The 13218-nt window shown below is 39.2% G+C and carries 8 protein-coding genes and 1 pseudogene; 6 read left to right on the forward strand and 3 right to left on the reverse strand.

The genetic code is table 11. The features are described 5' to 3' along the window. The first annotated feature begins 35 nt into the window (after positions 1-35). On the forward strand, positions 36-917 hold the full coding sequence (locus tag AC504W_RS12075; protein WP_494877913.1) for a hypothetical protein: 882 nt from the start codon (positions 36-38) through the stop codon (positions 915-917). A gap of 121 nt (positions 918-1038) precedes the next feature. Here the strand turns inward: AC504W_RS12075 and AC504W_RS12080 are convergent, their stop codons facing one another. The 3 genes from AC504W_RS12080 to AC504W_RS12090 form a co-directional block, all read right to left on the reverse strand. Next, a complete protein-coding gene (locus AC504W_RS12080; RefSeq protein ID WP_494877914.1) occupies positions 1039-3222 on the reverse strand; it encodes a DNA methyltransferase in 2184 nt (727 codons plus the stop codon). A 200-nt stretch (positions 3223-3422) separates the two neighbouring features. Beyond that, entirely contained in the window at positions 3423-4292 is an 870-nt protein-coding gene (locus tag AC504W_RS12085; protein WP_494877915.1) for a DUF5677 domain-containing protein, read from the reverse strand. 1594 nt (positions 4293-5886) lie between these two features. Continuing rightward, complete coding sequence (locus AC504W_RS12090; RefSeq protein WP_494878637.1) at positions 5887-7305, reverse strand: site-specific integrase; 1419 nt, start codon at positions 7303-7305, stop codon at positions 5887-5889. A gap of 110 nt (positions 7306-7415) precedes the next feature. On the opposite strand from AC504W_RS12090, the pseudogene AC504W_RS12095 reads away from it, so the two are divergent. The 5 genes and pseudogenes from AC504W_RS12095 to nifN form a co-directional block, all read left to right on the forward strand. Next, positions 7416-7565, forward strand: a pseudogene (locus AC504W_RS12095) (nitrogenase molybdenum-iron protein subunit alpha); the annotation flags it as partial. 200 nt (positions 7566-7765) lie between these two features. Then, positions 7766-9304, forward strand: coding sequence for a nitrogenase molybdenum-iron protein subunit beta (gene nifK / locus AC504W_RS12100; protein WP_494877916.1), 1539 nt, complete (start codon positions 7766-7768; stop codon positions 9302-9304). Between the two features lie 142 nt (positions 9305-9446). Next, a complete protein-coding gene (locus AC504W_RS12105; protein ID WP_193890354.1) occupies positions 9447-9764 on the forward strand; it encodes a Mo-dependent nitrogenase C-terminal domain-containing protein in 318 nt (105 codons plus the stop codon). A gap of 686 nt (positions 9765-10450) precedes the next feature. After that, positions 10451-11890, forward strand: a complete 1440-nt coding sequence (nifE, locus tag AC504W_RS12110; RefSeq protein WP_193890356.1) for a nitrogenase iron-molybdenum cofactor biosynthesis protein NifE — start codon at positions 10451-10453, stop codon at positions 11888-11890. Further along, positions 11891-13210, forward strand: coding sequence for a nitrogenase iron-molybdenum cofactor biosynthesis protein NifN (gene nifN, locus AC504W_RS12115; RefSeq protein ID WP_494877918.1), 1320 nt, complete (start codon positions 11891-11893; stop codon positions 13208-13210). It abuts the gene before it with no gap. Positions 13211-13218: the final 8 nt, after the last annotated feature.

Genomic DNA, 13218 nt, shown 5'->3' on the forward strand with positions numbered 1-13218 from the left:
ATATAAAAACATTAGTATTTTTATTTGTAGTATTGATGACATGGTTTTTTCTGGGAATTACGGCAACCCATGCTTTTCCTGGGAGCATAGTAACGTCTCTTATCAATTACTTATTTAGTGGGTTTCAGACACATAAATGGAAGTTAAATAAAGCTTTCGATCAATCTCTGAACTTTATTTGGCAGGAAGTCAGATCAAAATTACATAATATTCCTTCTTCTGAGTCAGTAATTGCTACCGGAGATAAGCTAGAAGCTAGAAAATTAAGTAAACTTGACTCTGAGTATTGGCTGTTTGTACGAATTACTGAGTTAATTACAGCAGGCGTTAATGTAGCCGATAAAGATGTAATTGATTGGAAACTAAGCGAATTAGATGAACAAAGAGACATTATTAATGATAGGTTACAACCTCTTAAGAAAAGATATTATAGCTTATTAAGTACAATTCAAGATGTATGGCATTCCTGTTATGCAGTTTTTACTCTTGAAGCAATCAGACGAGAAAAAGGCTTCAAAAGAATTGAAAAAATTTTAACTGATTTGCTAATTGCTTATATAGTTCAAGAGCCTTCCAAAGAGAATATACAGGAAATGCTAGAAGTTTTGGATGAAAAATTGACAAAGAATCCAAGGCTCAAAACTTTATACCAAACATCACGTTTACTCAACTGGGTTTACTCATATATTGGAAACTTGAGTACGGATGTTGACGAAGATCCTATTTATAAAGATTATCCAGTAAGAGCTAGACATGGAAAAAACTGTTACCATCTCCCTAATGGTTGCAGTCAATATCCTCGTGTCGAAAAACATGAACATAGAGAAAAAATTTTATTCTTTAAAACTAGTCAAGAAGCAAAAGCTCAAAACTTGGATTTATGTGGAAGTTGCAAGAGAATTTTAAAGTTGGAATAAGTAGACAATAATAGCCAGAATAAGTCTATAGGTGCGCTCGCCTGAATTCAATTTACACTCAACAATTAACGCGTTGAAGAGAAATTGTTAAAAGTTCTCTTCAACTAAGTTATCAGCCAAATTAATCTTCTAACTTTCTTAGGAAATCTGCAAGCACACTTTTATTTTGGAAGGTTGCCCTAATCGTATCATTGTTGTTGTAGTCAACAATAACTTCAAACCTTTCAAATTTGCCACCAGGGTTTTCAATATCAAGTGTATTTAACTCTTGAATTGCATTATCAATACTCTCAAACTCATATTTTACTCCGAAAAGTGGCATAATAACTATTCTAGTAATGTAACGCTCAAGACTGTTTCTCAGCGTTGTCATAAAAGTGTCTACTTCTTTTTGAGACACTTGCATCAAAGCCTGTCTAAGTTTCTCTTTATCTAAGTTACTCAGACTTGCTAATTTCTTTGATGCTGTTGAATAAATTTCATCAGCAGTATCTTCATCAAAGGCAACATCGAAATCAATTGATTTGAACGCTGAAACTACATCTTTATAAGGAATATAAATAACTGCAAAGCCATTATTTTTTAGTTGCTCTAGTGCTGGTTTAGTAAAGTCGCCAGCTAACACAACTCCGTAAAATGGTGCTGACAGATGATGAAGTTCAATAATAGGTAAGATGGCTCCTTGTATTTCTTGAGCCTTGTTCTTGGAGTGTTTTGTATATCTCCGCCATGCAGACTCAATAAATGCAACTGGTCTACCCAGTTTCTCCTCTGTACCATCAACCTCAATAACAAAATCTAAATCGTGTTTGTTACCATATTTATCTTCCCAAGTAACTTTTTTCCCAGTTCTCGCTGGACGCGCTTTTTGCGAATCGAGATAATAATTTTTGGTTTGAGCAAACTGCTGTAATCGGGGTTTTAGAATATCATCTAGAACAATATCTTCTAGGAGCTTTCCTAGTGCTTGACCAAATTTATGTGATGGTGATTGTGCCATAATCTTGCTTTCTATCCAAAGTCTTCCTTCGTGGAGTGGAACATCATGTTTTCTGTTTTTCCACTTGACATTTCGTTGTCTAATCTGTTCAAAAGACCAGCAATCAAAACCTGCTGCGATCGCTAATTTACCTAACCACTTTTCAACAGGAACATATACACCATAAGGCGCTGAATCTCCCACTACAATGCAAATTTGACAATTATCTGTTGCAACTCGACGCAGAGAGTGTAATACAGATGCCATGTCAGCAAAATAAGCAGCAATCATTGTATGATATGCTTTATTGCCCCCCTTAGTTGCTCGAACTGCTTCTAACTCTTTACAAACAGGTATTAGTTCATCTTTGATTACTTCAATAACAGATTCAGCTATCAGAGCCTCTAAGCTCAGTTTCTCTTTAGAAACGTGTTGTGAACTTGAGCGGATTAAAAACTTACGTACTGTGTCATGCAAATCTCCCCAAGAATTAACCTCACCCCAAAAAGTCATTTCGAGACGTGTTGCATCTGCGTAATCATAATTATTTGCATAGGGTGGAGAGGTAATAACTAAATCAATTATATTATCTGGAATACCTGCTAAATTCCTTGCGTCTCCTTGAATCAAGTTAGCTCGGCTGAATTTAGTAAGAGACTGCATATATAGCATATCTTCTCGCATCAAAGAAACTTGCTTATCTAGTGCATCAAAAGGTTCATAAATTTTGACTTTCCGTTTATTTGGGAGAATGTATTGCCATTGTGCTGTACCTACATAGCTGGATGAGCGTAAAATAGCGCAGACTGCCAAAAAAATTAGAGATTGTAAATCTTCCGATAAGTTTGGTGCAATTTCTATATATGCTTGCTTGATTTTTAAGAGATTTATTAGCGTTTCTTCTGTGTAACACTTGCTTAATAAGGCGGGAATATTTTCAGGTAATTTTAGTGTTAAATTAGCTGCGAAATCTTTAATTTCATTTATTGCTGCTAAAAAATCATAGCTATCTACATTCCATGACAGCTTTCCTTTAGCCAGTCGATAAACAAAAGGATGTGCTTCAACACCGTAAGAACTAACACCCAACTGATCAGCAACAATACAAGCAGTACCGGAACCTGCAAATGGATCAAGAATAGTTTGAGGTTCTAACTCTTTAATTAATTGTTCAACCCAAGCCGCAGAGAAACCCGCCGAGTAACGAAACCACCGATGAATAGGTAATTTCATATTGTCAGTGAAAGTTCCTGCTCTTTCTTTAACAATTTTTGGCAAATCATCAGAATTTGAGTTGAACAGCTGAAGCTGAAAGGAATTAGTCATTAAATAAACGGGATGGAATTGTTGTGGCTCAGTCTGAAAAAGCCAGATCAGTCTTTTAGCCACATTTATACAAACTTAGTGTAAGCGATCGCTTATCAAAAACGATTCAGTTAGCGATTCCTCACTCTCAGAATCCTCCGCCGCTTCAGCATTAGCAATCATTTTTATGCGATCGCCTGTATGATTCCTTAATTATGTACTTACTTGCTTTGAGGATAAGGCTTTAAATAAGCATACCTACGCTTACTTAAATGTTCCGCTAGTTCAACAAGCCTACTTTGTACACTATTAGGGAATGAATCAAATGAATGTGGACTCTCTACTAAAACAAGAAACCGCTCACATAGTTTTATACTTTGCCTACATTGATACTTAATTTCTTTTGCCTCCGCTAATTTTTCAAATGTTAAAGCTTCACTTAGAATCAGTATACTTATATAGACTGCATAAAACGCAGATTGTAAAGTATTGGAGGCTTGCCAGTATGAGTAATAAATATCATCCTCCCGATAATTTCCAGAAGCAATCATATTGGGATGAGTATGCTCACTCAAAAACGGAAACATAACAGTATGAACTTCTTTGTCAAACTGGTACTTACTTCCGTAAACTAACGTTGACATACCTATGCCGTAATTTGATATCTCACCAGTTTCAGAATCTATGACTTGGTTAGACAGCTTATTTCCTTTTTTAGAAACAGGATGTTTCAATCGCCCTGTATAAAGACCAATCTTTTTTTGTACAAAGTCATCTATTCGATCAGGATTTTGAAGCACATATACAATGTGTAAATAGCTTTCATAAACGCTGCGTAAAATAATCATGGCATCTTCAGGCAGTCTATTGTCAAGTAGTAGCGAGACAGACATCAATGATTTACAAGCTTTTGTAAAACAGTAGAAAACGTAATCATGCACAACTATCTCTTGCGAAAAATCATCCTCGGTGATCGCATCTGCTGTACCATATTCAAATACTATTTCTTCAAAAAGGCAGATTTGCAAATCAAGTCGTCTTTTAAAGGCAGTTAATAATCTAGCAGAAGCTCTTTGTTCTTTATCAGTCATTATATTTTTTTACTTGTAGGTTGTTTAATAATCCAACTATCGTGATGACCAGTACGAAAGAAAGCCGACGTGAAAGATAATAAAGATAGATTGTGCCTAAGAAAAGAATAGATTTCTATTTCATTAGCATTTTTAGAGATGAGAAAAATTAACTTTGCTAGATCATCTTCACTAAAGTTATGAGGATCAACTCTATATTCCTAGGACTTACGCACTGTACAAAATAACTATCTTGTGCATTAACGTAAATACGTTGTTTCAGGCTCTTATCAATCACCTTTAATTGAGTGCGATCGCTAAAATCTCATTGAAAAATCTAGCTATTAGCCTTGAAAACTCCACCCGTTATTTTGGCTTTTCTGTCAATGCGTAAGTCCTAATTCCTTTGGTGGATAATCACCTTCGAGAGCATTAGCGAAGCGCATAATATTTGAAATATTCAACTATTTCAAATAGTAGTACACTCGTGTTGAATTGAGTTAATCGCTATACTGTTCTTTATCAGTGTTCATCATGTTATATGGTTGTATAACACACATTAAATATGTTGATATTACGTTACGCTTGTTTGACAAGTTGATGAAAAATATCTTTGTACAGGCACAGGAATCTAACAGAACACGAGAATTGTATAATATCGAACAATATGCAACACGCATTGCATTGGTACGAGCGCCCATATCAATACTTTTTCACTCCAGCAATTTCACTCTTTATTGATTGATGCGATCGCCTGTGAACATACTTCTTTCTCGTGCAGCATCTATTGAAGCGATCGCACTTTACCATACCTAATTATCAACGAGAGATCGCCTGTGAAGATACTTCTTTTTCGTGCAGCATTTATTGATGCGATCGCACTTTACTATACTATAATTCAGTGTTTAAATAAGTTACTCAAGCTGACACACCCTGTACACCGAACTTGATGGCTATCCATATAGAAAGATTGCTTCTGATCGTATATTTTTAGTTAAATCCTGTACCTGATCATTAGTTATATTAGACAAATTTGATATGTTTTCTAATATCTGTATTTGTGTTAGCGAAGATATTACTCGCTGTCTAGCTTCATTGTCTGTGTTTCCAAATGCAATTATACTTCTATTACTAGAGCAATACGAGTATCCCTTAAAATAAATGCTAGAACTAGGTAATTGGTCAGATATTTTTATCCGTTTGATATGAAGTATCTGACTGTGATGTTCATGGTTAGAATTTAAATTACGGTAGCCTGTTGTGATCTCATTAATTGTAGACATAAATGTATCAATTACAAAATCAGATATGAGAGCAGTGTTAATTTCATTTGGTAAACTATTAACCATAATATTGAAATCATTTGAGAAATCTTTATTTGAAAAATTTGTTTTAAGATATTTAAGAGATAGTAAATAATCGCAATATAAACCATATATTATAACTGACCAAGATTCTAGGATAAATCTTTCAGCATTTATATTATTACTATATTTTATAGCTTCCTATTTGCAAAAAGCAAATATTTCAACTCATACTTAATAAAGTTAAGCATCGGGTTAAAAAATACTAGAATATTAGAAATTTTTAAATAAAATTTAATTTTTAAGTTTATTCAACTTTTTTTATAAACCAACTCTATCTTTAACTTCTCAATCTCCAACTTTAATCTCTCATTCTCCATCCTCAACCTAGCATTTTCCTCTCTAATAACCTCAATCTCATTCCTCTTAGTCAAAGCCTGATTAATCGCCAACTTCCGCATATCTAGCGAAAACCAACGCTGATAAGTTTGTGTATGAACTTGCACACTATGTCCTAAATTATCTGCTGCTGCTTTGATTGGTATGCCTAAAATATGCGCTCGAATTGCCCAGGCGTGACGTAAATCGTAAGGTTTAAAATCTAATTCAATTTTGCGGAACCACCAACTAATTCGTTGTGTTAAGGCTGTTATTTCTGCATGATTAGTTTTATCTTTTTTACTAATTGCCGTTGCCAGCATTTCTAAATATTTAGGGTTCCTTAAATCAAACTCATCAATCCATTCTTTATGTAATGGTAATGCTTGTCTTTCGCCAGTTTTACACTCTTTATCTACCTTCCAAGTTAAATCAACATTCTCTTGACTTAACCACCAATCGATATTAGGGTTGATAAAAATTTCTCTGGGGCGTAAACCAAAAACTGCTAACATTCCATACGTCCATCGCCAAAGTTGCCAGCTATCTTTCACATCTTGGTTAACTTGATTGCCTCTTGTATTTAAATATTCTTCAAATTTGCTAATTCCTGATAATATTTCTGCATCTGTTGGGATGTTGCGAGAATTGCGATCGGGCATTTTGGCATATTTAGACAAGTCAATTTCTATATTGAATGTCTGGCAAAAGGATGATATTGCTCTAGCAGCATTGTATCTAGCCCATTCTTTATCGATTTTTTCAATTGAATTAATGAGATTTTCCGCAGTTGCTAAATCTTGAGGATTAGTGTATCGATGGGTGCGGGAAAAATAATAGAAAAATGTATGTTCACTCTTAGTTGTGCGTTTATGGGTTTTAAAATACTCTTCTGCGAATTTTTCCAATAACTCGCCTATGGTTTGTGAATCTTTTTTCGTGGCTTCTTTGCCTAAATACTTATCGTTCCATTCAAAGGTTTTCCGAGCAATTAATTTGCCTAATTCATAAGCTTCTTCCTCAGCCGTCTTGAGTCCATCCAAGTTGGCGGGAATGTTCAAACTAATGTTGTATTGCTTTCTGCCAGTGCCGTTGGTGTCTTTGTCACCGGGTTTAATTGGTAACGTCGCTCGTAATTGCAGACTTCCATTCGATTCCCGAATTGATACTTTTGTCTTTGCAGACTTCAAACGCAGATTTATTTTTTCTAGTTCTTGTAAGACTTTGGCTCTCATGTGTTCTCTTTGCTGCTGTGCTTGCAGACTTGAGCCGAGAAAACTGCCGTCGGTAGATGAAAGTGGCTCTAAGTCTGCAAAGGCTTGCTGATATTTGTCTTTACCCTGATTTTCCATCACTGTGGTATTAGCCTATATTTAGCCTAAAATTAAATGTGTTATCAGCGAACAATGTTTAAAACTAACACTATTTAAGGTAAACATTTCGCTGTTTAAAGCCATTAAACCACAAAAAGGATTACTCCGGCCCTTATCACGGTTATGACGGATTTGCTATCTTCGCTCGTGATATGGACTTAGCACTCAACAGCCCCACTTGGAGCTTGATTGGCGCTCCTTGGAAGAAAGCTGCTACCAAAGCTAAGGCTGCTGCTTAATTCCCAAGAATCAACGGATAGCCTGGGGTTTTTAGCCCCAGGAACTTAGGGAAGAATGGTGAATGCTGAATGCTGGATGAAGATTTTTATTCATTATTCATGATTCATCACTCGTGACTCCCAAGGGGAGGAGTGAACCCCCCAGGCTCTCCCAACACTTCAATTACTACACCAACCAGCAAGCGTAGAGAGACAGACAAATGCCACAGAATCCTGAAAGAATTGTAGACCACGTTGATCTATTCAAACAGCCAGAATACACCGAGCTATTTGAAAACAAGAGAAAGAACTTTGAAGGCGCACATCCTCCTGAAGAAGTTGAAAGAGTTTCTGAATGGACAAAATCTTGGGACTACCGGGAAAAGAACTTCGCTCGTGAAGCTTTAACCGTTAACCCCGCTAAAGGTTGTCAACCTGTAGGCGCAATGTTCGCGGCTTTGGGTTTTGAAGGTACTCTTCCCTTCGTTCAAGGTTCTCAAGGTTGCGTGGCTTACTTCCGTACCCACCTCAGCCGTCACTATAAAGAGCCTTGCTCCGCAGTTTCTTCTTCCATGACAGAAGACGCAGCAGTATTCGGTGGCTTGAACAACATGATTGAAGGTATGCAAGTTTCATACCAACTGTACAAGCCTAAGATGATTGCTGTTTGCACCACCTGTATGGCTGAAGTTATCGGTGATGACTTAGGCGCGTTCATCACCAACTCTAAGAATGCTGGTTCTATTCCTCAAGATTTCCCAGTACCTTTTGCTCACACTCCTAGTTTCGTAGGTTCCCACATCACTGGTTACGACAACATGATGAAGGGAATTCTGTTGAACCTGACAGAAGGTAAGAAGAAAGCTACCAGCAACGGCAAAATCAACATCATCCCTGGCTTTGATACATACGTTGGTAACAACCGCGAAGTTAAGCGGATGTTGAATGCAATGGGTGTTGACTACACCATTCTGTCTGACAGCAGCGATTACTTCGATTCACCCAACACTGGTGAATTTGATATGTACCCAGGTGGTACCAAGTTGGAAGATGCGGCTGATTCTATCAACGCTAAAGCAACAGTAGCTCTCCAAGCTTACACCACACCTAAGACCCGTGAGTATATCTCTACTCAATGGAAGCAAGAAACAAAAGTTCTACGTCCTTTTGGTGTTAAAGGTACTGACGAATTCTTGACTGCGATCGCTGAATTGACAGGTAAAGCGATTCCTGAAGAATTGGAAATCGATCGCGGTCGTTTAGTTGATGCTATCACTGACTCCTACGCTTGGATTCATGGTAAGAAGTTCGCTATCTACGGCGATCCTGATTTGATCATCTCCATCACCAGCTTCTTGTTAGAAATGGGTGCTGAACCAGTACACATCCTCTGCAACAACGGTGATGAAACCTTCAAGAAAGAAATGGAAGCTATCCTCGCTGCCAGCCCCTTCGGTAAAGAAGCTAAAGTTTGGATTCAAAAAGACTTGTGGCACTTCCGTTCCTTGTTGTTCACCGAGCCTGTAGACTTCTTCATCGGTAACTCCTACGGTAAGTACCTGTGGCGCGATACCAAAATCCCAATGGTACGGATTGGTTATCCTCTGTTTGATCGCCACCACTTACACCGCTATGCTACCCTCGGCTACCAAGGTGGTCTAAATATCCTTAACTGGGTTGTTAACACTCTGTTGGATGAAATGGATCGCAGCACCAACATCACTGGTAAGACCGATATCTCCTTCGACTTGATTCGCTAGAAATTGCTACAAGCTTGTTTGTTAAAAACAGCTAAGTAAGTCAAAAGGTAAAGGGCAAAGGTAAAACACTTACTCTTTTGCCTTTTGACTTTTTACCTTTTCCTTTTCAACCTATCTATCTCTATAATTGATTTTCTCTATCATGGACAGCATCAATCACACTCACTCCCACGTTAACTACCATCCACCTAACTATAAAAAGTCTCCTGTACTTAATCCCTTGCGTCGTTTGGTGGACGGAATTCAAGTTAAAAATAATCGCCTCGCTCATGTAATATGCCAGGTAATTCCTTGCTGTTGTCCTTTTGAGCGAAATATTAGTTTATTTGGGCGGAGTTTCCATATTCCACCTTTGTGCAAACTTAATCCTCTCTATGATGAGTTTGTTGGTTTGCGTTTTCGAGCTTTGTCTTACCTCGCTGATGAATGTGGTGAGGATGTGACAAGGTATATTTGCTAATTATTACTCTTTACTGATTCAATCTCGCCTGAAGATAGGGGTTTGGGGCTATTTCTAAAAGTATATTTGTGTCGTTATATAAATGTCTCACCCCAAAATCAGGTAAAAATTGTTTATCCTTCGTAGTGAACGATACTTTTAAGTTTCTTGTAAAAGTCGATGTTATAGAAATGAATTACTGATGCACATGGGGAATTGTGTGTCGGGTATGGAGAAGATTTTTGCAGGAAGTTTTTGTAACAGTTAACAGTAATCGGTAGACTTCTGGCATAGATATTTTTTATCTCACGCAGAGGCGCAAAGGCGCAAAGAGGTCTAGTGATATTGATGAGTGATTATTGTTAACTGTTTTTTCTCAAGACTAAGAACGAACCGCAAAGGACGCTAAGGACACTAAGAGGATGTTTGGAAAGTCGAGAAGGATACTAAAAACCCCTCTCCAAACCTCTCCCCGAAACGGAGAGAGGCTTTGAAATCCCCATTCCCTCGTAGGGAAGGGGGTAGGGGGGTTAGGTTTTTAAGATTCCGATGTTAACAATAATACTTTTCAAACATACCTAAGAGTTTGAGAAGGTTCTTACTTAAGTCCTATCAAGAATTTTTAAACGAACCACAGAGACAAGGCAGTACGTTGGGCGGGTTTCCCAACTCCCTCACTGCCGCGCGGAGAACACAGAGGAAGAGAGATGAATACCCAAAAGAAGGTTAATGAATTGCTGAATGAGTCGGGTTGCGAACATAATCAGCAGAAGAAGGGCGAGAAGAAGAATAAGTCTTGTACGCAACAAGCGCAACCTGGGGCGGCTCAAGGTGGCTGTGCTTTTGATGGGGCGATGATTGCTCTGGTTCCAATTACTGATGCGGCGCATTTGGTTCATGGCCCGATCGCCTGCGCTGGTAATTCTTGGGGTAGTCGTGGTAGTCTATCTTCGGGGCCTCAGCTTTATAAGATGGGTTTCACTACCGATATGACGGAAAATGATGTGATTTTCGGTGGTGAAAAGAAACTCTACAAAGCAATTTTAGAAATTCATCAGCGATACAATCCCAAGGCTGTGTTTGTCTACGCTACTTGTGTGACGGCATTGATTGGCGATGATATCAATGCTGTTTGTAAGGCGGCGGCGGAAAAAATTGGGACTCCGGTTGTTCCGGTGATTGCGCCGGGATTTATTGGGAGTAAGAATTTGGGGAACCGTTTTGGTGGTGAAGCTTTATTAGATTATGTTGTCGGCACAGCAGAACCGGAATTTACAACCCCCTATGATATTAACTTGATTGGCGAATACAATATCGCCGGGGAAATGTGGGGAGTCCTGCCTTTATTTGAAAAATTAGGCATCCGCGTACTATCTAAAATCACGGGTGATGCTCGTTATGAAGAAATTCGTTACGCTCACCGTGCCAAGTTGAATGTGATGATATGTTCGCGGGCTTTGCTCAATATGGCCAGAAAGATGGAGGAGCAATATGGGATTCCCTACATTGAAGAGTCTTTTTATGGGATTGATGACATAAATCGTTGTTTGCGGAATGTAGCTGCTAAGTTGGGTGATCCTGATTTGCAAGCGCGGACTGAACAGCTAATTGCTGAAGAAACAGCAGCTTTGGATATCGCCTTAGCTCCCTATCGCGCCCGACTCAAGGGTAAGCGTGTGGTTCTGTATACTGGCGGTGTGAAAAGTTGGTCTATTATCTCCGCCGCTAAGGATTTGGGGATAGAAGTTGTGGCTACTAGCACCCGCAAGAGTACAGAAGAAGATAAAGCGAAAATCAAACGCTTAATTGGTACAGAAGGAATGATGCTGGAAAAAGGCAATGCTCAGGAATTGTTGCAATTGGTACGGAACACCAACGCTGATATGTTGATTGCAGGTGGTCGGAACCAATACACAGCCCTGAAAGCGCGGATTCCTTTCCTCGACATCAACCAAGAACGTCATCATCCTTATGCTGGCTATGCGGGAATGTTAGAGATGGCACGAGAATTATACGAAGCCCTCTACAGCCCCATCTGGGAGCAAATTCGCAGACCCGCCCCTTGGGATGAAGTAGCCGGGACTTTAAATAATTTTAGTTTGTCAGCAGAAGATATGTTCTCTGCGTCAATAGAAGAGGTATTTTAGATGGCGATCGTTACTGTTCCCGAAAAATCAGTTGCAGTTAATCCCCTCAAGCAAAGCCAAGCTTTAGGTGCATCCCTCGCCTTTTTGGGATTAAAGGGAATGATACCTCTGTTTCACGGTTCTCAAGGGTGTACCGCCTTCGCCAAAGTTGTGCTTGTACGGCATTTTCGGGAGGCGATTCCCTTAGCCACTACAGCCATGACGGAAGTAACTACGATTTTGGGTGGCGAAGATAATGTAGAACAGGCGCTTCTGACGTTGGTAGAGAAGGCCAAGCCAGAAATTATCGGTCTGTGTACCACTGGGTTAACCGAAACCAGAGGCGATGATATTGAACGCTTCTTGAAGGATATCCGCGATCGCCATCGGGAATTAGACCACATCCCCATTATCTTTGCACCAACGCCAGATTTTAAAGGTGCATTACAAGATGGTTTTGCTACTGCGGTGGAAAGCATCGTTAAAGAAATTCCGCAAGCAGGCGGGATCAGAAGCGAACAAGTGACAATTTTGGCTGGTTCGGCCTTTACCCCTGGCGATTTACAAGAAATCAAAGAAATTGTCACCGCCTTTGGATTAGAACCTATCTTCGTACCTGACCTGGGCGCTTCTTTAGATGGTCACTTAGAAGATAACTATAGTGCCGTTACTGGTAGCGGTACAAGTGTCAAACAACTACGACAAGTAGGTTGTTCTGCTTTCACCATCGCTTTGGGTGAAAGTATGCGGGGTGCTGCCAAAATTCTCGATGAACGGTTTAACATTCCCTACGAAGTGTTTGGGGAACTGACTGGCTTGGAACCAGTAGATGAGTTTTTGCAAGCATTATCGATTCTCAGCAGTAACCCAGTCCCCGAAAAATACCGCCGCCAACGTCGCCAATTGCAAGATGCAATGCTTGATACGCACTTTTATTTTGGTGCAAAAAGAGTATCTCTAGCATTAGAGCCTGATTTGTTGTGGGCGACAGTGCGCTTCTTGCAATCGATGGGAACCCAAATTCACGCCGCCGTCACCACAACGCGATCGCCTCTACTCGAAAAACTCCCCATCAAAAGTGTCACCATCGGTGATTTAGAAGACTTTGAAGAACTAGCAGTAGGTTCTGACCTATTGATTGGTAATTCTAACCTGGGAGCGATCGCAAAACGTCTGTCGATTCCTCTTTATCGTTTAGGCTTGCCCATTTACGACCGTTTAGGAAATGGTCTATTTACAAAAGTTGGCTATCGCGGCACGATGGAGCTTTTGTTTGGCATCGGCAACCTCTTTTTAGAAGCTGAAGAAGAGAGAGTAAAACACTTTTTTGGTGATGTTTAAGAACTAAC

The organism is Nostoc sp. C96, assembly GCF_059384975.1.